General features: G+C 40.9%; 22 protein-coding genes, 1 tRNA gene and 2 pseudogenes. 13 read left to right on the top strand and 12 right to left on the bottom strand.

All coding sequences use genetic code 11. The features are described 5' to 3' along the window. Positions 1-350 precede the first annotated feature (350 nt). Both BacF7301_RS25795 and BacF7301_RS25790 read right to left on the bottom strand, forming a co-directional pair. Positions 351-1244 carry an MlaD family protein gene (locus BacF7301_RS25795; RefSeq protein ID WP_167967054.1) on the bottom strand — a complete coding sequence of 298 codons (894 nt, stop codon included), beginning with the start codon at positions 1242-1244 and terminating at the stop codon, positions 351-353. A gap of 9 nt (positions 1245-1253) precedes the next feature. Then, positions 1254-2510, bottom strand: a complete 1257-nt coding sequence (locus tag BacF7301_RS25790) for an N-acetylmuramoyl-L-alanine amidase family protein (protein WP_167967053.1) — start codon at positions 2508-2510, stop codon at positions 1254-1256. Positions 2511-2592: 82 nt separating this feature from the next. Between BacF7301_RS25790 and BacF7301_RS25785 the strand changes: the two genes are divergently transcribed. The 8 genes from BacF7301_RS25785 to BacF7301_RS25750 all read left to right on the top strand — a co-directional run bounded on the left by BacF7301_RS25785 (position 2593) and on the right by BacF7301_RS25750 (position 8593). Then, positions 2593-3555, top strand: a complete 963-nt coding sequence (locus BacF7301_RS25785; RefSeq protein WP_167967052.1) for a bile acid:sodium symporter family protein — start codon at positions 2593-2595, stop codon at positions 3553-3555. A 45-nt stretch (positions 3556-3600) separates the two neighbouring features. Beyond that, a complete protein-coding gene (locus tag BacF7301_RS25780; RefSeq protein ID WP_167967051.1) occupies positions 3601-4296 on the top strand; it encodes a tetratricopeptide repeat protein in 696 nt (231 codons plus the stop codon). A gap of 46 nt (positions 4297-4342) precedes the next feature. Next, complete coding sequence (locus tag BacF7301_RS25775; protein WP_167967050.1) at positions 4343-4882, top strand: tetratricopeptide repeat protein; 540 nt, start codon at positions 4343-4345, stop codon at positions 4880-4882. A 94-nt stretch (positions 4883-4976) separates the two neighbouring features. Continuing rightward, positions 4977-5444, top strand: a complete 468-nt coding sequence (locus BacF7301_RS25770; RefSeq protein WP_167967049.1) for a hypothetical protein — start codon at positions 4977-4979, stop codon at positions 5442-5444. A gap of 166 nt (positions 5445-5610) precedes the next feature. Beyond that, positions 5611-6594: a hypothetical protein gene (locus BacF7301_RS25765; protein WP_167967048.1), complete on the top strand. Its 984-nt coding sequence runs from the start codon at positions 5611-5613 to the stop codon at positions 6592-6594. Beyond that, positions 6591-6908, top strand: coding sequence for a hypothetical protein (locus tag BacF7301_RS25760; protein WP_167967047.1), 318 nt, complete (start codon positions 6591-6593; stop codon positions 6906-6908). The genes BacF7301_RS25765 and BacF7301_RS25760 overlap by 4 nt, the downstream gene beginning before the upstream one ends. A 78-nt stretch (positions 6909-6986) precedes the next feature. Continuing rightward, entirely contained in the window at positions 6987-8039 is a 1053-nt protein-coding gene (locus tag BacF7301_RS25755) for a hypothetical protein (protein WP_167967046.1), read from the top strand. A 68-nt stretch (positions 8040-8107) separates the two neighbouring features. Beyond that, complete coding sequence (locus tag BacF7301_RS25750; RefSeq protein ID WP_167967045.1) at positions 8108-8593, top strand: hypothetical protein; 486 nt, start codon at positions 8108-8110, stop codon at positions 8591-8593. Between the two features lie 13 nt (positions 8594-8606). Here BacF7301_RS25750 and BacF7301_RS25745 read toward each other — a convergent pair whose 3' ends face one another. The 7 genes and pseudogenes from BacF7301_RS25745 to BacF7301_RS25715 form a co-directional block, all read right to left on the bottom strand. Beyond that, positions 8607-8972: an MmcQ/YjbR family DNA-binding protein gene (locus BacF7301_RS25745; protein WP_167967044.1), complete on the bottom strand. Its 366-nt coding sequence runs from the start codon at positions 8970-8972 to the stop codon at positions 8607-8609. A gap of 35 nt (positions 8973-9007) precedes the next feature. Beyond that, positions 9008-10312, bottom strand: a complete 1305-nt coding sequence (locus tag BacF7301_RS25740) for a hypothetical protein (RefSeq protein ID WP_167967043.1) — start codon at positions 10310-10312, stop codon at positions 9008-9010. Positions 10313-10323: 11 nt separating this feature from the next. Next, the gene (locus BacF7301_RS25735) at positions 10324-10833 is read right to left on the bottom strand and encodes a hypothetical protein (protein WP_167967042.1); all 510 of its coding nucleotides are present in this window, start codon (positions 10831-10833) and stop codon (positions 10324-10326) included. 276 nt (positions 10834-11109) lie between these two features. Further along, positions 11110-11341, bottom strand: a pseudogene (locus BacF7301_RS25730) (transposase domain-containing protein); the annotation flags it as partial. 303 nt (positions 11342-11644) lie between these two features. After that, positions 11645-11743: pseudogene (locus BacF7301_RS25860) on the bottom strand (MmcQ/YjbR family DNA-binding protein); the annotation flags it as partial. Between the two features lie 142 nt (positions 11744-11885). Then, positions 11886-13220 (bottom strand): TPM domain-containing protein, encoded by a 1335-nt coding sequence (locus BacF7301_RS25720; RefSeq protein WP_167967041.1) that lies wholly within the window; start codon positions 13218-13220, stop codon positions 11886-11888. A gap of 181 nt (positions 13221-13401) precedes the next feature. Continuing rightward, the gene (locus BacF7301_RS25715; protein ID WP_167967040.1) at positions 13402-14010 is read right to left on the bottom strand and encodes an HU family DNA-binding protein; all 609 of its coding nucleotides are present in this window, start codon (positions 14008-14010) and stop codon (positions 13402-13404) included. 398 nt (positions 14011-14408) lie between these two features. Between BacF7301_RS25715 and BacF7301_RS25710 the strand changes: the two genes are divergently transcribed. Both BacF7301_RS25710 and BacF7301_RS25705 read left to right on the top strand, forming a co-directional pair. Then, positions 14409-16493, top strand: coding sequence for a BT4734/BF3469 family protein (locus BacF7301_RS25710; RefSeq protein ID WP_167967039.1), 2085 nt, complete (start codon positions 14409-14411; stop codon positions 16491-16493). 42 nt (positions 16494-16535) lie between these two features. Beyond that, entirely contained in the window at positions 16536-17399 is an 864-nt protein-coding gene (locus tag BacF7301_RS25705) for a BRO-N domain-containing protein (protein ID WP_167967038.1), read from the top strand. A 131-nt stretch (positions 17400-17530) separates the two neighbouring features. On the opposite strand, the gene BacF7301_RS25700 is transcribed toward BacF7301_RS25705, so the two are convergent. Beyond that, positions 17531-18697 (bottom strand): exo-beta-N-acetylmuramidase NamZ family protein, encoded by a 1167-nt coding sequence (locus BacF7301_RS25700; protein WP_167967037.1) that lies wholly within the window; start codon positions 18695-18697, stop codon positions 17531-17533. Between the two features lie 68 nt (positions 18698-18765). Between BacF7301_RS25700 and BacF7301_RS25695 the strand changes: the two genes are divergently transcribed. Together BacF7301_RS25695 and BacF7301_RS25690 are read left to right on the top strand one after the other, a co-directional pair. Beyond that, positions 18766-19302, top strand: a complete 537-nt coding sequence (locus BacF7301_RS25695) for an HDIG domain-containing metalloprotein (RefSeq protein WP_167967036.1) — start codon at positions 18766-18768, stop codon at positions 19300-19302. Positions 19303-19391: 89 nt separating this feature from the next. Beyond that, complete coding sequence (locus BacF7301_RS25690; protein WP_167967035.1) at positions 19392-22109, top strand: putative LPS assembly protein LptD; 2718 nt, start codon at positions 19392-19394, stop codon at positions 22107-22109. 195 nt (positions 22110-22304) lie between these two features. Here the strand turns inward: BacF7301_RS25690 and ung are convergent, their stop codons facing one another. Then, positions 22305-22967, bottom strand: a complete 663-nt coding sequence (gene ung / locus BacF7301_RS25685; RefSeq protein ID WP_167967034.1) for a uracil-DNA glycosylase — start codon at positions 22965-22967, stop codon at positions 22305-22307. A gap of 5 nt (positions 22968-22972) precedes the next feature. Next, on the bottom strand, positions 22973-24010 hold the full coding sequence (asnA, locus tag BacF7301_RS25680; protein ID WP_167967033.1) for an aspartate--ammonia ligase: 1038 nt from the start codon (positions 24008-24010) through the stop codon (positions 22973-22975). 221 nt (positions 24011-24231) lie between these two features. On the opposite strand from asnA, the gene BacF7301_RS25675 reads away from it, so the two are divergent. Then, a tRNA-Arg gene (locus tag BacF7301_RS25675) sits at positions 24232-24304 on the top strand. Positions 24305-24338: the final 34 nt, after the last annotated feature.

Here is a 24338-nt window from a genome sequence, read left to right as displayed (position 1 = left end):
AGTGACTTTTAATACATTTATTAATTAAGCAAAACTTCTACGTTTGCAAAATTGGGAATCTTATTCCGAAAAAACAAATCTGCTTTTTCTTGTTTTTTTCGTGAGAACAATAATGTGTTTACTTTCAATGACTTATATACATCTGACAGAACACTATATGTTAATCCACTCTTGCAAAATTATAAGTATCTGTATTCTAAACTGTTATGCATGAAATACTGTTCATTTTTCTTCCATTTGTACGTTTGTACGGGAATATTATTTCGGTTTGTAGATAGACATTTGAGAAGCAATGACACGCTTTTCGAAATGCTTCGTTATTTAGATGAAATCTATATAACGGTAAAATGCTACTTATCTTTCTTACCGAATAATGAGAAGTGAACATAGCGTTTCGGATGCTCTTTCAGGTCTTCCAATAAGCTCGCTGCGTTTTCAGTTGTAGCGTTCAAATTATTGTATAAAGTCGGGTCGTTAAAGAGCAGTCCGAGGGTATTATCTTTGCTGTTCAATTTCTCTGTAAGTATTTTTACGTTAGCCAGCGTTTCGTCTATTTTTTTGAAAGTGGCTGCATAGTCCACTTCTTTCAGGTTACCGCTGATAGCTATGAAGTTGTCCCCGATTGTATTCAGCTTGCTGGTGAGCTGCGGAATATCGTTGCTCATAAGTCCTTTCACTTGCGAACTGACTACTGCCAGGTTGGCTGTGGTTGTTTCTATTGAGTGTAAAGTAGCAGGGATGCTCTTGTCTCCTAAGATGTTGTTCAGTGAGATAAGGATGGAGTCCAGTTTCGGAAGCATTTCCTCAACCTTCGGGATGAGTTTCGCCGCACTTTCCATCATTCCGTTATTCAGTTTGCCGGGGATTGTATCGCCTACGGCATATCTTTCGCGCGGGTTATTGGCAAGCAGTATGTTCATGCGCACACCGCCCATCAGTTCGGATACCAGTTCGGCAGTACTTCCTTTCGGGATACGTAGTTCTGTATCCAGTTCGACTTCCACCACTACATTTCCGGGATTGGCATAATCATAATAGATGTCACGTACAATACCTACACGAACACCATCCGCAAACACCGGGCTCGACTTGGTCAGTCCGTTCACGTTCTGAAATTTGGCATAGAAATAGCTGGAAGGTTGAAACATATGTATCCCTTTCAGCCAGTTAATCCCATAAACAAGCACGCATAGTGCAATGATACCTGCAATACCTATTCTGACTTCTTTTGTAATGTACTTCATTTTATCTTTTTATTTATTTCTTCTCTTTTTAAATTCGGCAATCGCTTCGTTGACGTTCATTTTTTCCCCGTTTCGGAAAGCGATGATGAAAGCATCCTTAAATTGTGGCGTAATGGTGCGCTTTGTACGCAGCACTTTGTTATAATCGCCGGAAGCGCCATACGTATATTTGTATATGCCCTTTTCCTTATAGTAATCCACATCTTTCAGGCCTTTCAACCGCTTGTCGTTTTTGGCGAGAGGTTTGGAAGAGGTGAGTATCTGTATCTTAAACGTAATTTCACTGTCATTGGTTGTGCTTTGAGACGCAATCGGACGGTTTGTTGTCGTTTTTGTTACTGAAGCAGGTTTTGTCTTGGCTTCTGCCAACAATTCCTTCTGCTGAGGGGCTGTCACGCTTTCTGTGTCTTTTTGTGCAATTGCCGGAGCATCGTTTTCTTCCCGTTCAGTCGGAATAATCGTCTTGCTGACTCCCGTTAGGCGTATCTCGTGTTCTCTTTTATAATTCAGGAAAGCATGATAAATACCTTTTGCCATAGTTGAGGCTCCTGCTTCGGAACTCAGATAACGCTCTTCCTCAGGGGTAGAGATGAATCCTAGTTCTATCAGTATGCTCGGCATCGCACTTGCTTTCAGGACAAGGAATCCCGCTTGATGCACTCCGCGGTCTGCCCGTTTACAGGTGTGACGGAATTGTTTTTGCATCAGTGACGCAAGATGTACGCTCTGTTCCATATACTTATCCTGCATAAATTCAAATATGATATAAGATTCTGCGGAGTTCGGATTGAAGCCGGCATATCGTGTCTGATAATCGCTTTCATAGAGAATTACGGAGTTCTCCCGTTTCGCAACTTCCAGGTTGGCGTCTGATTTGGCAAGACCCAGTGTCCAGGTAGATGCACCTTTTGCTGTGCGGTTGTTTGCCAATGCGTTGGTGTGGATAGAAATAAAGAGGTCAGCCTTCGCGTTGTTCGCGATTTCTGCCCGTCGTGCCAGTGGGATGAAGACATCTTTGCTGCGGGTGTAAATCACTTTGACGTCGTCGCAGTTTCTTTTTATCAGGTTCCCCACTTTCAGGGCAACGTTCAGATTTATGTTCTTCTCTTTGGCTGTTTTGCCTATGGCTCCGGGGTCATGTCCGCCGTGTCCGGCGTCAATAACTACTACAAAGTCTTTCCCCCATAAATGGCTGGTACATGAGGGTAGAAAAAGTAGCCAGAGGCAAATGCATATATATACTATGTATGGTCTATTCAGTTTCATATTTGTAACACGGTGCAAATGTAGTAGAAATTTGTAGAAAACTCATTATTTGCCATTAAGTTTTGTGTTTTTTTTCGGTATAATGATAGCTTTTTTCCTGAAATCTCCGTTACTTTGCGCTTCGAAGTTAAAATGTACGACGATGCTTAAGTTTTTGAAGAATTGGACATTACCTATTGCCATGTTGGTAGGTGCCGTGGGGTATCCACTGTTCATCAGCCTTTCTTTCCTGACTCCCTATCTTATTTTTACGATGTTGCTATTGACTTTCTGTAAGGTATCTCCACATGACTTGAAGCCGAAACCTCTACATGCGTGGCTGTTGCTGATTCAGATTGGCGGTGCGTTGGCGGCTTATCTGCTGCTTTACCGTTTTGATAAGATTGTAGCGGAAGGTGTGATGGTTTGTATTATTTGCCCGACGGCTACGGCTGCTGCGGTGATAACTTCCAAGTTGGGTGGTAGTGCAGCAAGTCTGACTACTTATACACTACTTGCTAATATCGGGGCAGCCATTGCCGTACCTATTCTTTTTCCTTTGGTGGAAGTGCATCCCGATGTCAGTTTTTGGCAAGCGTTTTTTGTTATTTTGAGCAAAGTATTTCCATTGCTGATTTGTCCGTTCCTGCTTGCGTGGTTGTTGAACAAATGCCTGCCTAAAGTACATCAGAAACTATTAAACTACCATGAACTAGCTTTCTACTTGTGGGCTGTTTCATTAGCCATCGTGACGGCTCAGACATTATATTCATTACTTAATGACCCTGCTGACGGCTTTACTGAAATCATGATTGCCATTGGAGCTTTGGTAGCTTGTTGTTTGCAGTTCTTCTTGGGGAAAACTATCGGCTCTGTCTATAATGACCGTATCAGTGGCGGTCAAGCATTGGGACAGAAGAATACGATTCTGGCTATTTGGATGGCTCATACCTATCTCAATCCGTTATCTGCTGTTGCTCCGGGTTCGTATGTGTTGTGGCAGAATATTATTAATTCGTGGCAGTTGTGGAAAAAGAGAAAGAATGAATTGAAAAATCAAGCGTAAGACGTTAGACAAAGAATCCTTAGGATATAAATCAGGCATCGGATTATGAAAAGATATAAGTGCATAATTATTGTAATAGTATTGATATTTCTATCTTGCTCCAGAACAAATAAATTATTTGATGAAGCAGTAGGTCTTGATAATCAGAAGAAGTATCATGAAGCTATTATAGTCTGGAATAAATTAATCCAAAATAATCCGACGTATCTACCTGCCTATATAAATAGAGGAGCCGATAAATTTGAGTTAAAGCAATATTCTGAGGCTATAAAAGACTATTGTCATGTTATAAGCCAAGATTCTACATATATAACGGCTTGGCTTAATAGAGGAAATGCAAACTTAGAATTGAACAATTACCAAAGTGCAATTGACGACTTTAATGCAGCAGAAAGAATAAAGCAGGAAGTGTATGGATGCGCCCAAGTGATATTTTATGATAAAATGGATTCTAAAGATGTTGCGTTGGAAGAAATTTGCCTACAAAGAGGTATTGCTTATTGGTATGTGGATAGCATTAATAAAGCATATAGTGATTTGAATTATTGCATTGATCAGGAATATGAAATAGTATCTAGTTACTTTTGGCGTGCTTATGTCTATTGGAAAGCCGGCAAAGAGAAAGAGGCATATAAAGACTTTATGACTGTGATTTTACAAGGACGAGCCGATGATGATTATGTAATTCAAGCACAACAAAATCTAAAGTTGTTGGATAAACATAGCATTCTTTTAAAATAGATGATAAAAGGGAGAATAGGCTGATACTTTTACTCAATATTGAATTATGAAATTACTTAATATTACTCTTTTATTTGCTGTAGTCTTACTCTCTTGCAATGGAGGTAAGAATGGATATGCAAAAAAACTTTCAAATAGCTTGATAGAGGATTCTGTATTATTTGAGACGGATCATACATCTAATTCGATTGATAATGAGAACTGGGTTAGTAATAATAGTTTATTGGATGATTATTCTTTGAATAATTTGGAAAGTGAACAATCCCTAAGGCAAATACAGTGGTTTGATATTCCTGAAATTTTTAAAGAATCTCCGTTGGATATGAATAATATATCTATATATAATGATGCCGCTATCTTTTTCTGCAAAAATGAAATGTACAATGAAGCCAGAATTATATTATTAGAGATTACTAAAAAGTATCCAGAGAAAGAAGATGAGTGGCTTACTTTAGGAGATGCCCAATGGGGCAATGGTGATGAAGAAGATGCAAGAGAATCCTATAATATTTATTTGAAATTGATGAAAAGAGGCAATAAGGATTTAGTGCAAATACCTAAAAGAGTATATGAAAGAGTTGATTAAGAGAGATAAATATGTTTCTCGCAAAAGTCACCCCCAAAAATGCGAACCATAATTTCTAAGAATAGCCAGTAATATTGAATGATTTAAAAGGAGTATGAAAAATATAGTAAAGTTATTATTAGTTGCCGTGTGCATAATATCTTGCTCTATACAATCTAAGCAGGAAACGCCTAAAAAAGTTTATGAAACAACCTGGATGGAATTGACTGAAACGGATAGCGGATATGTCGTTTATAATTATCCTGATTTAGAAGATGATAATTTTAAAACTCCTCAAAAAATAGTCCTCAAAGGAGATTCTATAATCTGGATTACTTATAGTGAAATGCCGATTATTGATACATTTAATAGTGTTCAAGAACTGGCTGATGAAGAATATTTCTTTCCAGTCGGAAATCATTATAAATTTGAATGGTCGGATAAGGAAAAACATATTGCCAAATGGACAATATATTATGGAGATGAAAGAATTTTATCGAGTCGTCTCTATATAGATAGTGTTTATAATACATATCCGGTTATAGACTACAAATGGTTTGATGATGAGGTAAACAACAATTGATAACAGTTTACTATAAATACGTATTATGAAAAAGCGAGTTGTTTGACGGTATGCAAATCACAGAACATCAATGCAGCTTGTGTCGCCAAATCGTTACATTTCATTCTGAGGTGTGGGTGTTCAACGATGATTTTAATCATTTAGTCGGAACTAAAAAGAAAAAGCGATGGAGGAAATATTTGAAATAGAAGCCTTAAAAGAGCTGGAAGAATTTTTGCAGACTCAATCGGAGATAGAACAGTTACGCGAACGCTTGTTTGCCGGATTTCTGAAATGTGCGGATTATAAAAATGCGGAAGAGTGGAATAAAGCCGTTCGTCTTTGCGAGAGCCTGGCTATTATCGGTTGGGGAAATCACGAACCTGTCGAAGCATTGCGAGGGCAATTTTTTAATGGAAACCCTGCGACTTGTTTTCAAAATAAATTTGGAGAAACTCGTTTTGTCGATGCCATTTGGTCGAAAAGAGTCAACGGTTTTACTATGGAGCAGGGAAGGACAAGTTATTATTTCAGTCCTGACGACCCGAATCAAAAGCAATCCGTATTTTGGGAATATGAGATAAAGGAAGATATGCAGGATATAAGGCTTGAAAGCCAGAGAAACTGGATTCCTAAAAATCCGGTTTGGATAAAGCGGACAATTGGTAACTGTTATGAAAACTCCAAGGCAGTAATCGAAAGCATTGACAAAGAACTGAAACCGGAGTTGGATAGAAGGATGCGCCCCGAAATGTACGGACGCGCTATTAATCGAATTATAATTAATTGTTCGTATAGTTATTATGACCACGACCATTGTAAAACAAACTATATCATTGCCGATGAAAAGTTGAAATTGAAACAAAAAGATTTCTATCGGACACTGCTCACTATGTTTACCAAGCAAGAAATAGAGAAGAATGGATATTTCCTTCGCAATCGCTTTGAATTTGGACCATTCAGGGCAGATACCGGGAAAATTAGGATCGGACTAAACCTTGAGAAAGAATTCAGTGAATTAAGTCATGCCGAACAGAAATTAAAGTTAAGCGAATATATTCTGCTCGCTCTAAGCTACGCAACCGACAGGCTAAAAAAGAAGAAATTGGATTATGACTTTGACTTGATGCTTGAAGATTTTAATTCAATACTAAACAAGTGGAAAGCATGAAAGATATAATAGAATTATTACAAAACGAAAGGACAAAGACTATTGACGCTTTAAAACAAGGCGAGCGGGATAAATTATCTCATCTTCAACAGATAGACAAGGCTTTAGGTTGGCTGAAAGTCGTTGAAGATAATGAGTTGGCAACTGTAGGGAGCTATAAGATTCATAGATTGCCTGATCCACACTTTGGCTTTTCTTATTATCATTTAATGGTAGACAACGAAAGTGGCGATCCGAAAGATTGGACAGAGTATAAACCCGATAATCAGTCATTGGAACTATGCTTTGATGATATTATAATAACACGAAAGTAATCTTTTACGTCAGTTATATTTTAGAACTGGTTCTGTTTTGTTATCTTTGCGTCGAAACATTGTAACACACAAGAAAACATGAAAAATAAAGCCGTTGTAGTCGTTGTTATTTTAGGAAGTTTGATTATATCGATATTTGCAGGTTGCCGACAATCTCCTTTGAAATACATTCCCCCGACAATAGATTCTGTCAATAGCGACAAAAGCAGGATGGGGTTGAACGGAAAAGTCAAAACGTTGGATATCTATTATTATCGTCCGGAAAATGCATCGTCTTTCTTCTCGGTGAAATTCAAAAAAGGCGAGAAATGGGAAGAGGACGGAATACATCACTACCATTTTCATTTCAATATCGACGGCAATCTTGCTCAATGTAACGAGTACGACAAACAAGAAAATATTATCCGCAAGACCGATTATACCTATGAGACTTGGGGACATACATCTACACTCTGCTTTCCGAAAACTAACAGTACGATTGTCAGTAAGTATAATACTGACGGGAAACTGCTGGAAATTGTGTATAGTGATTCCCATGGGGAGATAAACACTTATGACGACAGAGGAAATCTTATCCGAACCAAACAGATTGACGGCACGATTTACAAACCGGCTATGACCGAATATGATTATAACGAACATGATTTGTTGGTAGAGAAGAGGGAATATTATAATATAGGGGAATTATCGGGAAAAACAGTCTATGAGTATGATACAAACGGCTTGTTGGCGCAGACCCAAGTGTATGATTTGCTGAGTCGTGATAGGCCGGAAACGCATTTCATCTATGAATACAGTGACAGTAACCGCGTTGTGGAAAAATATAGAATTGACGATGAAGGTAATAAAGAGTTAGAGTCCTGGTGTAAACGTAAATATTATCCGAACGGTAAACTGAAAACCGTTGTTCGTAATAGTATCGTGCAAGAGAAATACGATGAACAAGGACGACCGATTGACGAGCGGCTAGGATTTGAAATACTCTACAAAGACTTCCAAGACTACGGCTGTGATGCGAATGGTAACTGGATTGAAACAAAGAATTTCAAAGATTATGTTGATTTTGGCACGGGGCTCGGTCGTATATTAAAACCTTATGTCGAGCGTATCTTTACTTATTACGAAGAATAACATGGCATGCGGTAAGATTCTTAAAATCATAGTGATATTGTTAGTGTATAGCAAAAAAAATGAAAACGATGGGAAAAGTAATGAAAGTATTCAAGACACTGATAAACGAGTTGTTTGGAACTAAGAGAGAGTATAAAGTGGAAGGTTTGGGCATCTTTACCTGTAAGGTTTGTGATTGGTGGCGAGATAAATGCTACCTTTGGAGCGGTGCAGTGCAATTGCCCTTTTACTCGGTAGAAACTCTTGTTCTGATAGAAGGGGATGCTTCTGCTCCGTTCTCCAGGCAATTATTGGAATTACAGGTGTTATTGCAGAACTGGGTACCTATGACAGAACAATTAGATAGCATGCTGTCCAGCAAAAGCCAGCAGAAATATAAAGAAAAAATATACGGATCCTGGCAGGATGAATTTTATCCCTATACGATCGTGCCGGCTGTATTATATAGTGATAGTTGGGAGATTGTGTTTTACAGGAATAGTGGTGTAAATTATAATTTCACTGTTTTTTGGAAAGACAACAGAGTACAGGATTTACGTTTGGGAGGTTTTTGAATCCTTCCTTTATTTATAGTATTTCCCGTTCTTTCTTTGTCAGACTTTTGACTACGATATCGTAGGAGTTGCTTACAAGCTCTTTGATTTTCTCATCAGGTACATCTTGATTGAAATAGACGCTGATCCAATATTTCTTATTCATGTGCCATCCCGGTCTTATACCGGCATATTCGGTTTGCAACTCCCTTGATTCATCAGGGTTGCATTTGATGCAGCAAAAATCGAAAATCTCAATATTAACGAAACAGAACCATTTGTCTGCTACATAAAAGCATAGAATGTCACGGCTATATTTATCGGGTACATTGGGAAACGGCATCTTTTCATGGACTCCCTTAAAAGACAGGCAGTATTCTCTAAATTCTTCTATATTCATTTCTCTTTTATTAGGCTTACATATCATTTACTTGGTTAGTCGGCTTCTTCAGATGAATAGCCGATATTTCTGTAATCGTTTACTAAACCATGTACCATTTCTTTGAAATTCGGCAGATTATAGTAATCATTCTTTATTATCTCTTTCAGAAACTTGGAGTCCCCACCTTCATCATCTCTTTGGTTCCCTTCTTCATCTTCTAGTGCTCCGATTATTCGAAACAACATATCATTTATTATAAGATACTCGTCGCTACCTGAACGCTTGTGGTTTTCTAAATCTATCAGTTTCAGATAATAAGTAATATATGCGGCAATCTTAAAACTTTCATCCCTTGTAAATTTGCGATCCGTTCTTTCTCCTAAACAATAATTCCCATATATATCAAGCATTTTGACATAATCATTAGTTGGATTTTCTTGTATAAACTTTAGTAGATTCTCATGAATCTGTAATTTGCCGTTTAAATCTCTCCCTGCAAAGGCCTGCTCCAGACTTTCAACGGAATACCCGTCATTTGCATTATTAGAGATGCTGTCCAATATTAGTTTATTCAACTTGGCGTCCTTATCATAGCCAAAGCAAAATAGCAAATCTTTCACTTCCATTTCTTTTCCATTGCTTAATAACCAGGTTAGACTAGCCTTATTGTCATTTAGTACATAATTATTCCAATGATAATCAAAAGGGTTTTTATAAACATTAATATGATCCTTGTCCGTGTTTTTATCTATTTCCAGTAATAGGGCAGAAGGCATTTGCACAACACAGATATTGAATTTTTTGAAAAAATACAGATGATTCCTGTATGGATAGAACTCTTTGTCTTGTATGTTGCTTTCACTGTCCATATCAGGATTTGGATTTAGAGCTACAATGTAGTCTTCATGATTTTTTAATTTATTCTTGTCTAAAGCATCAGGAGCATTCAAGTCAATCCCGAAAACATATTTAATACGTTCCGCATATTCCTTGTCCGGTAGAAACCGATAGTCTTGCTCTTTCAATTTATAATATACGATCATTCCTCCCAAAGAAACATCATCAGGCGTTGCTATTCCGGATAAGTTTATATACAGACTACCTTCGTAGTACTCTCCATCCATGATTTCATTCTGAGCCTTCATTAATTTGTCATAACCGGATTTTATCTCCAGCCACTTTTTATCCGTCAATTCCATTGTAGTAAGTCTCAACATTTCATTGTTTGTTTCTCCAGCTTTTTGTATTTCTTCGTTTGAAGGAGCAACATTTGTTGTCGTGTTTTTTGTTGTTGTATTACGGCAACTCACAATAGTGATTGCTATGAACAACAAGCTTAAGAAATTTAGTTTTTTCATCGTCATGTTTTTTATTTTTGTTTTTCTCTGACTAATTTGGATAGGCTGTATATTGATGTTGTTGCAGTATCTGTAAGATGAACTTTATAATTTTCACTAAAGGAATTCGCGCAGACCGTATCTCCTGTAATTCTCCATTCAACTGCCAAAATCAGTTTGTCCATATGATCGAATATGATATCCGAACCATTCGGTTCTTCCCGGTAGTCTTTATTAAGAACGATGCTCCTTCTGAAAAAGCTGCGGTGATAGCCATCAGGATATTTTTTAATCGAATCCAATCGGATTGTCCGGTCATGGAAAGCAATGATACTGTCGATAAGTGTCTGCTTGCTTTTGCACAAATGATTATAGACTACAAAGTTTTCCTCTTTTTGTGTGGAAGTAGGCCCCGACCAAATCTGACGTTCCCATGCATTTATCGGCATTAAGTAAATCTTGATAGGCGCAAAGTAGAATCCTAAATAAATGATTGTACCTATAGCCAACACATAAATCAATATACGTTTTACTTTCTTCATAATTCAGTATGATTGATTGTTTACATAATCCAATTGTGTGTTCTCCGATTCATCACATGATAAGTCTTTTATTTGTATTGCTACAAAAGTAGTGATTAATTTGAAACAACGAATAGCTATCTCGGTAAATAAATTCCTAAGCTACACTAAAGTTTGATATATATTAATCTCTTTTATCGTAAGCATTCGGCCTCGCCCTTATTTCTCTCCAAGCTATAATAAAGTCAAAAGCCAGACGAAGCATGTCTGACTTTTGACTTTATCCATCTTTCTTGTTTATCCTTTCCAATTAAATGGCAGTAAATCAGCGTAGTCGTTTTTTCTCTTCTCTTTCTTTCTCCTGTACCCTAATCAACACGTCCTGCATCCATAGTTTTGGGTTCACCTTATTTTCCCTGCAACATCCCATCAGTGAAAAGAATATTGCCGCTGCATGTGCCGCCTCATGTGAACCGGAGAAAAGAGTGTTTTTTCTGTTCAAAGTCAATGGTCTTATAGAGCGCTCCACCTTTCTCTGAAGTTCTGCATGTTCCTTTTCAAAGGCGTTCACGTTCCTTGCGCAGCTCTTCGTACTCTTCCAAAGTAAGGGTAGATACCAAGGCTGGAAGCCGAAACTTTATAACGACGACCACCATCAAATATGAAAAGAACCGAATCAAAATGGTTAGACTCGGACAAAAGACTACGTAGTTTATCACTTTCGCTAGAAAATACTAATACTGAACACATATATGGATTAAGATTGTAATGAAGACACAAAGGTAGGAAGGAAAAGAAGGGAAACAAACACGCACGAGGCCGAATGCTTACGAACGTCACGGCTATATTTGTCGGGCACATTGGGAAACGGCATCTTCTCATGGACTCCCTTAAAAGACAGGCGGTATTCTCTAAATTCTTCGATATTCATTTCACTTTTTTATGTTCGGTTATCTATGCAAAAATAGTTAGAATAAAGGAGTGGATAACCATCTTTCTATGAAAATATTCAGGTGAGATGTGTTTCCACGTCTTTGTTTGGTTAATCGACTTCTTCAAATGAATAGCCAATCTTAAAAACTACTTGACGCTCCACCGCCACCGCTACGTCCACCCCCAAAACTACCGCTACTACTACTGCTGCTTCTACTACTGCTACTACTGTGACTATTACTAGGACTGTCACTATTTGGGGGTGTCTTGCGGGGAATCTTCTGTGTTGTCTGCTTTTTATCTCCGCACATTAGGCAAAGATAGTCGGCAACCTCCAATCCGGCATCGGAATATGTGGCTTCTTTAACTGTTTTCCACGGACTGATACGCTTGGAAGCAATGGTATGGCATTGATTACACATCTTATATTCGCTTCCGACGACAGATTTATACCGTAATATCCAGCCGCAGGAAGTACATCGATAAATACGGTGGATGGCAGAACCTAGTTTGTGTTCCATTTGCTCGGAAGCAGATAATAAAGGGGTTGCAAGCTCATTGGATAAAAGTTGTAAAGCCACAGCTTTGCAAGAGTCGCAGGTCTTACTCTGCAAAATAACACGTTGTTTTTGGTAGAACTTATACCATAAGGATGCCGCAATAAGTGCAGGCCATACCGGAAAAAACAACACAAGACATCCAAGTGGGCTGTAAAGTGTCAGGACTTTGATTGCTGCTAATGCTGAACCGTCTTTGGGGCGAGCTTTATTTACCTTCATGCGATAAGTGAGAACATTTACCAGTATCAAGAATATCCAAAGCATAGGCGACTGATTTGCTAGAAAATTCCACAATGTATTGCCGGCACTTTTCCAGTGATTATCAGAAGTGCCTTGAGAAACTGGTTCATAGTCGCTTCCATAAAGCACCAATGTTACAGCCCGGACTCCCTCTGTCATTCCTCTGTCAAAGTCGTTTTTTCTAAACCACGGAACCATTTCATTCTGTTGAATGCGAAAGCATAAAGCGTCGGGAAGTACTCCTTCCAAACCGTATCCGGTTGCGAAAGTGACTTTACGTTGATCGAGCACTAAAAGAATCAGTAATCCGTTGTCGTCCGCTTTCTTTCCGATGCCCCAGTGTTCAAAAAGCTTGTGGGCAAACTCTGCCGGAATATCTTCTCCGATAGAAGAGAGCGCAACAACCGCCACTTCAATACTCAATGAATCTTCTAACTGTAATAACATATTATTTATCTCCCACACATAACTTTCATCCAAAATCTGATTCGGATTACTAACCCAATTGGAAGAGCTTTCATTACGCGGATTGGGGACATCTGTTACTTTATAAATTTCTACTGTTTGTTCGTGCTCTAAAGCCAATGCAAAAGCATGGCTACCAAAGGTATAACAGAAAACAAGAAGTAATGTCCGGGCTATTCCCCTGAAGCTTTTTGGTGTTTTATCTTTCATTGTTTTGTTATTAACTGATTGCTCTTAGAGTAGAAAATAACTATCATAACTCTCATTCTTTTTGCTAATATAGTTATTATCTGATGAATAAGTATGATAGATGTTTCTGAAATTTTGTATCTATCATATTTTCTTCATGAAATATGGGTATCTATCATTCTTATTCCACTGTTTTTGCTGTTTAATCTTTCATGGCATTAACCCGCACATAAATTTTATGACTGCCGCTTCCAATGGTGTCTAGTACCCCTTCTTTCACCCAACCGTTCAATTCATTCAGCGCTTTATTCTTCAGCAGTCCTGTCAGTTGCGTATACTCTTTGCGTCGTATCATCGGTCGTTCATCCAGAAACTTCTCCAATCTGCGGCGACGTTCTTCCACCGGAATTTCAGCGGAATGTGCAAATCCCGACCTTGCTTTTTCTACAAATCCGCGAACCTTTTTTCGGAAAGAAGACGATGGACGAAAATTTACATTATCGAAATAGATAGACTGCGCATGTATCTCTTTGGCATCCATTACCGGACGTGCTTTCAACTTGGCGGAAAAATAGCCAAGGTCACCCAACTGAACATGATACCCATTGACTAAATATTCGGATATTTTATTTTCAATAGCCAGTTGGACTCCCTCGATATCTGCCGGTGTAAAACTGGAAGCTTGGGCGATCTCTTTTACAATGTGTTGAAAGTCGATGGTCCCGTTCGATACGATGCGGGGGTACAGTGGCTGTTCGTCTTCGTCTTCTTTCGAAGACGGTTTTTTACGAAAATCATACTTTGCGTACATGTCTTTTTATTTATTGGTTAATATGGCTGTAATGCCTTTCAAAAGGCATTCTAATTATTGTTTTGCAGCAAGATAACCTACATTTGATGCCTGGATAACCTGCTCGAATCAGCTGCTTTTCTTGGGCACGCATTTGTGGGCTGTACAGCCCGCGGATGTAAACTGTACAGCCCGCATTCGTGGGCTGTACGGCACACGTATGCGGGCTGGAGTCTTACTGCCTGCAAAGATACATTATCCTGCCTTTATTTGCAAATTTAGTAAGTATTATTTCTGTAAAATAAAGCCGCATGGCGTGGCAAATAAAGACGGGAAAATTTGTTTGGACGAGGTGCTTGTCGTATCTTTGTATGGCTGTAGTGCAGCTTTCCTCTTATTGGAAATAATAATAAAAAAAGATGAAAATAACATTGCTCAGAGACGATGGCAAGGTAAATACCTTACGGACGTTGAAAATGGAGCTCCTTTTGGAGCTGATGAAAACGGAAGTCAAGGCGCAGCCCGTCTCAAAAATGAGGGAAGCGTTGAGATATACTCTTCCGGGAAATTCGATTGAAGAGGTGCGTAAAGTTCCTAAAGTGCTGCCTGCGGCAGCTTTTGTCCGTAAAGAAGGGGTGATGACCTTGAACGAATATAATGGCGTAGTGATGATGGAAGTCAATAATCTTTCGGGAAGGACGGAAGCCGACGAGATAAAGGAAATGGTCAGAGAACTTCCGCAAACATTCCTTGCCTTCACCGGCTCTTCCGGCAAATCAGTAAAGATATGGGTGCGGTTCACCTATCCGGACGACCACTTGCCGGCTTCGCGCGAGCAGGCGGAGTTTTTCCATGCGCATGCCTATCAAACGGCTGTGAAATATTATCAGCCGCAACTGCCTTTTGATATTGAACTTAAAGAGCCGTCACTCGAACAATATTGCCGGCTGACATACGATCCCGAACTTTATTTCAATCCGGAAGCGATGCCCATTTACATGAAGCAGCCCGTCAGCCTTCCGTCCGAAACGGCTTTTATCAAACGAACGCGGGAAGCCGATTCGCCTTTGCAGCGAATGGCGCCCGGATATGAGAATTATGAAGCGTTGTCGGTGCTTTTCTCCGCTGCATTCAACCGGGCACTCGAAGAATTGGACGGATATCGGGGAGAAGAAGATATGCAACCGTTGCTGGTGTGTCTGGCAGGACATTGTTTTCGGGCGGGTATCCCCGAAGAAGATACCGTGCGGTGGACGAAGGCGCACTACAGGCTCCCTTCGGACGACTTGTTGATTCGCGAAACTGTGAAAAGCGTGTATCGTACCGCCAAAGGGTTCGGCAAGAAGAGCAGTCTGACGACCGAGCAACTTTTCGCCATGCAGATGGACGAATTTATGAAGCGTCGCTATGAATTCCGATATAATACGTTGACTACGGAAGTGGAATATCGCGAACGGAATAGTTTCAATTTCTATTTTCGTCCGGTAGACAAGCGGGTGTTGGCAAGTATCACGATGAATGCCATGTATGAAGGGGTGAAAATGTGGGACAGGGATGTTATCCGTTATCTGGATTCCGATCATGTGCCTGTCTATCAGCCTGTAGAGGAGTTTTTGTATCACTTGCCCCGCTGGGACGGTAAGGACCGGATTTTGGAACTGGCTAACCGGGTTCCCTGTGATAATCCGCATTGGGCGCCGTTGTTCCGGCGATGGTTTCTAAGCATGATTGCCCATTGGAGGGGGATGGACAAGAAGCATGCGAACAGTACTTCGCCTTTGCTGATTGGCCCGCAGGCATACCGGAAATCAACTTTTTGCAGAATGCTTCTTCCGCCTGCTTTGCAGGCTTATTATACGGACAGTATTGATTTCAGCCGGAAGCGGGATGCGGAGTTGTATCTGAATCGCTTTCTGCTTATTAATATGGATGAATTCGATCAGATTAGTCCTACTCAGCAGGCTTTTCTGAAACATATTCTGCAAAAGCCGGTAGTGAACACGCGTCGTCCGAATGCTTCGGCGGTGGAAGAGCTTCGCCGGTATGCTTCGTTCATTGCCACGAGCAATCATCGGGATTTGTTGACGGATACTTCCGGTAGCCGACGTTTCATCGGTATCTATATGACGGGAGTTATAGATGTGTCGCGTCCTATTGATTATGAACAACTGTATGCACAGGCGCTGGAGTTGCTTTATCATAACGAACGTTATTGGTTTGACTCCGAAGAAGAGGCTATCATGACGGAAAACAATCGTGAGTTTGAACAATCACCTGCCATCGAACAACTGTTTATGGTTTATTATCGTGGGGCGGAAGAAGAGGAGGAAGGCGAATGGTTGCTGGCTATCGACATTCTGCGACGGATTCAGAAAGCGAGTAAAATGACATTCTCCGCCAGACAGGCTTCTTATTTCGGACGTATCTTGCAACGGCTTGGGGTGAAATCCAAACGGAAGACGTACGGTACGTATTATCACGTTGTTCCTTTGGAAGTGGAATAGAAATTGTTATTTAGTAATTATTTACATCATATATATAGTGCTATGACTAAAAAAGATGCTATAAAAGTATTTGAAGATAAAAAGATTCGTGCTGTTTGGGATGACCAAAAGGAAGAGTGGTATTTTTCTATTGTTGATGTGATCGAAGTATTAACAGACAGTGACCGCCCGCGCAAGTATTGGGGGGATTTAAAAAAGAAATTGAAAACAGAGGGAAGTCAGTTGTCCGAAGAAATCGGACAACTGAAATTACCCTCTTCCGACGGTAAACTGTATAAGACAGATGTGGCTACCACCCAACAACTTTTTCGTCTTATCCAGTCAATTCCTTCGCCAAAAGCCGAACCGTTTAAAATGTGGATGGCACAAGTTGCCAAAGAACGTTTGGATGAAATGCAGAATCCCGAACTGACCATTAATCGGGCAATGATGGAATATAAATCTTTGGGTTACTCGGACAATTGGATTAATCAACGATTGAAATCAATTGAAGTCCGAAAGGAACTCACTGATGAATGGAAAAGGAATGGAATGCAAGAGGGTGTTCAGTTTGCTGCATTAACGGATATTATTTATCAGACATGGGCTGAAAAGTCTGCGAAAGAATATAAGCAATTTAAAGGATTGAAGAAAGAAAGTCTTCGTGACAATATGACGAACACTGAACTAATCCTTAATATGCTTGCCGAAACGGCTACTACGGATTTATCCAAAGAGAGAAACCCATCCGGTTTCGCCGAGAATGCCGAAGTGGCAAAAGATGGAGGGAATGTAGCAAAAGTTGCTCGCAAGCAACTGGAAAGTCAGTTAAAACGGCCTGTAATATCTCCGCTTAATGCAAAAAGTGTATTGCTAGTTGATGGTGAACGGAAAAAAGATGAGAGTTCGGAAGAGGAGATGAAGTAGTCAAGTATGAGAGATACCCCATTTTTGATGGTCTAAGTATGAGAGATACCGAAAATAACAGGTATCTCTCATACTTATTGTTTTAGTAATAAGTGATTTATGATAATGGATGAGAGTATGATAGTTGTTTTTTACTCATAAAGAAGATATTTCTTTCTATTCTCCTTATAAGCCTGTAATTCCTTTTGCCAGCTATTTCGGATAGCTTCTTCCGAATCCCCTCTGAGGATAGCTTTACGTACACTATCCGTACCCAAAAGCAAATCAAACCACCGGGCACGGGAGAAGAAGGCTGCGCCTTCACCGGACAAACGGTAGAAATGCAGGAAGTAGCAAAGCGTAAATCCGTTCACGTCGTCCGCGTTCCGAAGGTCTTCTCCATAGCAAGCTACATTCTTGTGCATCGGATTTTTGTCAAAGCCGGGGAGAGAGAGGGGAGTAAAAGTAAAATCTCCATATTTCTTGTTGGGTGCTCCCAATACTTGAAAAGGAAATGTAGTTCCCCGGCCTACGCTGACGCGGGTTGCTTCGAAAGGGCAAAGCGAGGCGTACAGACGGATGGACTGGTCATTCGGTAGATTAGGAGAGGGCTTTATGGGAAGTGAATAAGGTTCTCCATGTTTCCATCCGGTCATTGGGATTACCCTTAGTGGACAAGGATTTTTCTTGTTGACAATCCATCCTTCCCCGTTTATCATTTGTGCCAGTTCGCCGATGGTGCATCCGTGAAGCACCGGGATAGGGAGCATACCGACAAAACTTCGATAAGCCGGTTTGAGTATCGGTCCTTCTACGTAATCACATGGATTGGGACGGTCTAGTACAATCATCTCTTTATTATTTTCTGCGCAGGCTTCCATCACATAATACATAGTACTGATATAAGTATAGAAGCGTGCTCCCACATCCTGAATATCAAATAAGATAATGTCGATATCTTTTAGTTGGGCGGCAGTCGGCTTTTTGTTGTTGCCGTAAAGGGAAACGATGGAGACTCCGGTGCGCGAATCTTTTCCGTCTTTCACAGTCTCTCCTGCATCCGCATTTCCCCGGAATCCATGTTCGGGGGCAAATACTTTGACTATGTTGACGTTTTGTTTCAGCAGAGTATCGAGCAAGTGAGTCTGCCCCGCCCCGACGACAGAGGTGTGGTTTACAACCATTCCGACACGTTTTCCCTGGATAAACGGCAGGTATTGTTCGAAGCGTTCGGCACCTGTGGCAACTTTGCCGCTGACGCACTCGGGAAAGAGCGCGACAAATAGAAAACAAAGAATGATGGAAGTTCTATTTCTCATGTCGGTAATTTTTAGTAATATTGCACAAAAATATTAATTTCTCATCAAGAGAGCAAAAAAACAAGCACATGAATCCATACGAAATCATTGACAAGTATTATCCGGAAAATACAGAGCAGCGGCAGATTTTAGTAATACACAGTCTTTCGGTGGCTGGAAAAGCTATGAAAATACTGGATGCACATCACGAACTACGTTTAAACCGGAGCTTTGTGAAAGAAGCTGCCCTCTTGCATGATATTGGTATTTTTCAGACGGATGCCCCGGCTATTCAGTGCTTTGGAGAGAATCCTTATATTGCTCACGGATATTTGGGCGCTGAAATCTTGCGGGCGGAAGGCTTTCCGCAACACGCGCTGGTCTGCGAACGCCATACGGGAGCAGGACTTTCCTTACAAGATATTATCGACCAGCAACTTCCCGTTCCTCATCGTGAGATGTTGCCTGTCACTATGGAAGAGCAACTGATTTGTTTTGCCGATAAATTCTTTTCTAAAACCCGTCTGGACGAAGAGAAGACAGTGGAAAAAGCACGGAAAAGTATTGCAAAATATGGTGAAGAAGGTCTAAGCCGCTTTGACAGATGGTGCTCTCTCTTTTTATAGCACTAAAAAATAATTAAATAACGAAGATTCTAACTCATAATTGGTGAAGTTTGTGTACTTTTGCCACTTCAAGCGTAAACTATTAGTTAATGGCGCCATTGAAAGCAAAAATACTTATATCATTTATACTGCTGATTGTCTTACTGATGCTTCCCGATGAGGCTGTGTCTCAACGTCGAAGACGAGGAATGATAACGTCCAATACTGCACAGAAGGACTCCCTGCAAGGGAATGACTCATTGAAAGCAGATACGGTTACGGTACGCATCGATTCCATCGCACCCGTTCAGAAGAAACAACCGCTCGATGCACCGGTTGTATATGAATCTAACGACTCCACCGTATTTACTTTGGGCGGAGCTGCTACGCTTTATGGTAGCGGAAAGGTCAATTATCAGAATATCGAACTGGCTGCCGAGGTTATTTCGATGAATCTGGACAGCAGTACTGTTCATGCTTACGGTATCAAAGACTCCACCGGAGTGGAAAAAGGTAAACCGGTATTTAAGGAAGGGGATACCTCTTATGATACGGAAACTATCCGTTATAACTTCAAAACCAAGAAAGCGGGAATCACGGATATCGTCACCCAGCAAGGAGAAGGATATGTGACCGGTAGTAAAGCAAAGAAAGGCGCGAATGATGAAATCTTTATGGAGCATGGACGTTATACTACCTGCGACCATCACGATCATCCTCACTTCTATATGCAATTGACACGTGCGAAAGTGCGTCCCAAAAAGAATGTGGTAACAGGACCCGCTTATCTGGTGGTGGAAGATGTTCCCTTGCCGTTGGCTGTTCCGTTCTTCTTCTTCCCTTTCTCCAGCAGCTATTCTTCCGGTTTTATCATGCCTACCTATATGGACGACTCCAGCCGTGGTTTCGGTCTGGCCAACGGAGGATATTATTTCGCTATCAGTGATATTATGGACTTGAAGTTGACGGCGGATATTTTTACGAAAGGCTCATGGAGACTTTCCGGCTTGACAAACTATAATAAACGCTATAAATACTCCGGTACGCTGCAAGCGGACTATCAGGTCACCAAGACGGGTGATAAAGGTATGCCGGACTATACGGTTGCCAAGGACTTCAAGATAGTGTGGAATCACCGCCAGGATGCCAAAGCCAGTCCGAACACGACTTTCTCTGCCAGTGTGAACTTCTCAACCAGTAGTTACGAGCGTTCTAATATCAACAACCTTTATAATTCCCAGTTGTTGACTCAGAATACCAAAACATCAAGTATCAGTTATTCACGCAGTTTCCCCGATATCGGTCTGACACTGTCCGGAACGACCAATATCGCCCAGACAATGCGTGACTCTTCGATTGCGGTGACACTGCCCGACCTTAATATCACATTGAGTCGTCTGTTTCCGTTCAAGCGTAAGAAAGCGGCAGGAGCCGAACGCTGGTATGAAAAGATTTCCGTTGGCTATACCGGACGTCTGACGAACAGTATCCGTACGAAAGATGACCGATTGTTCAAAGCCGGACTGAGCGAATGGGAGAATGCGATGAATCATAATATTCCTATCAGCGCTACTTTTACGCTGTTCAAATATTTGCAGGTTAATCCTTCTGTCAATTATACGGAACGTTGGTATACCCGTAAAATCAATCAACATTACAACGAAGATACTCACAGGCTGGAATCATTGCCGGGCGATTCTCTCAACGGCTTTTATCGTGTATCTAATTACTCGGCTAGTTTGGCTCTGAGTACGAAATTGTATGGTATGTATAAACCGATTTTTGCGAAGAAGAAGGAAATACAGATTCGTCACGTATTCACACCGCAGGTAAGTTTGAGTGGTGCTCCGGGATTCGGCAAGTACTGGGAAGAATATACCGATTATAACGGCAATACGCAATATTATTCTCCTTTCACCGGGCAGCCTTATGGTGTACCTTCTCGTGAAGGCTCGGGAACAGTCAGCTTCTCGATAGCCAATAACTTGGAAATGAAATATTACGATGCAAAAAAAGATACAGTCAAGAAGGTCAGCCTTATTGATGATTTGAGTGCAAATATGTCCTATAATATGGCTGCCAAGGAGCGTCCGTGGAGTGACTTGAGTATGAATCTACGCTTGAAGCTGACTAAGAATTATACTTTCAATATGAATGCATCGTTCGCTACGTATGCTTATACGTTCGATAAGAATGGTAATGTAGTGACCGGTAACCGTACTGAATGGTCGTACGGACGTTTCGGACGTTTCCAGGGCTATGGCTCTTCTTTCAATTATACCTTTAATAATGATACATGGAAGAAATGGTTCGGTCCGAAAGAGGATGCCGAGCAGGGAAAGGATAAGAAGAAAGGAGACAGCGAAGATGACGATTCGGAAGGAACTGACGGAGAAGATGGTACTGTAACCAAAAAAGTCGAAAAGGCTGCTGCTGACGCAGACGGTTATCAAGTGTTCAAGATGCCATGGTCATTGAGTCTTAGTTATTCGTTCAATATTCGCGAAGACAGGACGAAACCTATCAACCGCTACTCTATGAGATATCCTTATACGTATACGCATAATATCAACGCGAACGGAAATGTGAAGATTTCCAATAACTGGTCGTTGTCTTTCAACTCGGGTTATGACTTCCAGGCAAAGGAGATTACGCAGACTTCCTGCACTATCTCTCGTGACTTGCACTGTTTCAATCTGTCTGCCAGTCTTTCGCCTTTCGGACGCTGGAAATATTACAATGTTACGATTCGTGCGAATGCAAGTATTCTGCAAGACTTGAAGTATGAGCAGAGGAGTCAGACACAAAGTAATATTCAGTGGTACTAGGAGAAGTGGAGAGTTGAGAGTTGAGAGTGGAGAGTGGAAATTCGGATGTGTAATTTTGCTACAATATAGAAAAAGAAAAATGGCTGCGCTATCATTCGACGAATAGTGCAGCCATTTTTTTTACTCTTTATTCTTTACTCTTTATTCTTTACTCTTTATTCTCAACTCTCAACTCTCCATTCTCAACTTCTCCAATTACCAAGCGATTTCCGTTTCTCCGTGTGCTTTCAGATAATCGTTTGCCCGGCTGAAATGTTTGTTTCCAAAGAAGCCGTTATAGGCGGAAAGGGGGGATGGATGGGCAGAGGTAAGTACCAGGTGCTTGTTGCGGTCGATAAAGGCTCCTTTCTTTTGAGCGTATGATCCCCACAGGATAAATACCAGGTTTTCTTTTTCTTCTGCTAAAGCGCGGATGGTGGCGTCGGTGAATGTTTCCCAACCACGGTTTTGGTGTGAGCCTGCTTGATGGGCGCGTACGGTCAAGGTGGCGTTGAGTAATAATACTCCTTGTTCCGCCCAGCGTGTCAGGTTTCCCGTTGTAGGGGCATCAGTGCCTATATCTGCTTTGATTTCTTTGAAGATGTTCACCAATGAAGGGGGGAAGGGGACTCCGTCGTTCACAGAAAAACAGAGACCGTGTGCTTGTCCCGGTCCATGGTAAGGATCTTGTCCGATGATTACAACTTTCACTTTGTCGAAAGGGCAAAGATTGAAAGCATTGAATATCAGTTTTCCCGGTGGGAATATCTGATACTGGCTATATTCGCTTTTGACGAAATCGGTCAGTGTGCGAAAGTAGTCTTTGTCAAATTCGGGTTCTAAATGTGCTTTCCAGCTTTCTTCAATCTGTACGTTCATGGTAATTATATAAGGTGTATTTCAAGTTCCTCACATTCTTTGCGCATATCTTCGGGCCAGATGCTGGCTTGTATTTCTCCGATATGGGCTTTGCGAAGGTAGAACATACACAGGCGGGATTGTCCGATACCACCACCAATGGATAAGGGGAGGGTGTCGTTCATCAGTCGCTTGTGGAAATAAAGTTCCAGTCTCTTTTCTTCATTCTCTTCTTTCAACTGGCGTTGCAGGGCTTCTTTGTCTACACGGATACCCATAGACGATAGTTCGATGGAGCGTTGCAATACATCGTCCCATAGTAAAAGGTCACCGTTCAGTCCGGGCAGGTCGTTCAGACCTTTGGTTGTATAGTCATCGTAGTCCGGTGCGCGTCCGTCATGCTTCTTGCCATCACTCAATTTGCAACCTATACCAATGATAAATACAGCTCCGTATTTTTTACAGATAGCATGTTCGCGACATTTAGGTTCCAGGTCGGGATAAAGCTGGCGTAGCTCTTCCGAGTGAATAAAATGTAGCTTTTGTGGCAAGCATGGCTTGATTTGAGGGTACATTTCATATACCATATATTCCGTGCGGATCATGGCCGCATAGATGCGGTTTACGATTTCCTTCAGGAAGTTCACGTTTCTGTCTTCATTGGTGATGACACGTTCCCAGTCCCATTGGTCTACGTAGAGGGAGTGGAGATTACCCAGTTCTTCGTCCGAGCGGATGGCGTTCATATCCGTATAAATGCCATATCCGGGTTCGATACAATAATCAGCTAATGTCAGTCTTTTCCATTTAGCCAATGAATGAACCACTTCTGCTTGTGCGTCGCCCAGGTCTTTGATAGGGAAAGAAACAGGGCGTTCTATTCCATTCAAGTCATCATTGATACCCATTCCTTTCAACACAAACAGGGGGGCAGTCACACGTCGGAGACGCAATTCGGATGATAAGTTTAACTGGAAGAACTCTTTTATTTGCTTGATTCCCAGCTCGGTCTGTTTGAGGTCGAGTAGTGGGTTATAGTTCTTAGGTTTTATCAAGTAACTCATAGGTTTGTTGAATGTTAATTGTCGGCAAAGATAGGAATAAAATTGATATATGTAACGGATATTCTCTAAAAGATTGTCAAATTGATAAAGTAAATGCTCTAAAGCATTTCAAAATAACAGAGTTCGGATGAGGGGAAGTGACATAAGAAGTATAAAAAAAGAAGAAACATTAGGAAAATGAGAAGTTTTTTTATACTTTTGCCATCGCATTTGAAAAGAATGGCTCCGTAGCTTAGTGAATAGAGCGTCAGATTCCGGTTCTGAAGGTCGTGCGTTTGAATCGCACCGGGGTCACATTAGAAAACCGCAATTACTTCATCAGTAAGTA

The organism is Bacteroides faecium, assembly GCF_012113595.1.
Taxonomy (GTDB): Bacteria; Bacteroidota; Bacteroidia; order Bacteroidales; family Bacteroidaceae; genus Bacteroides; species Bacteroides faecium.
Note: the sequence above shows the minus strand (reverse complement) of the source record. Positions and strands in the feature narration are given on the sequence as shown.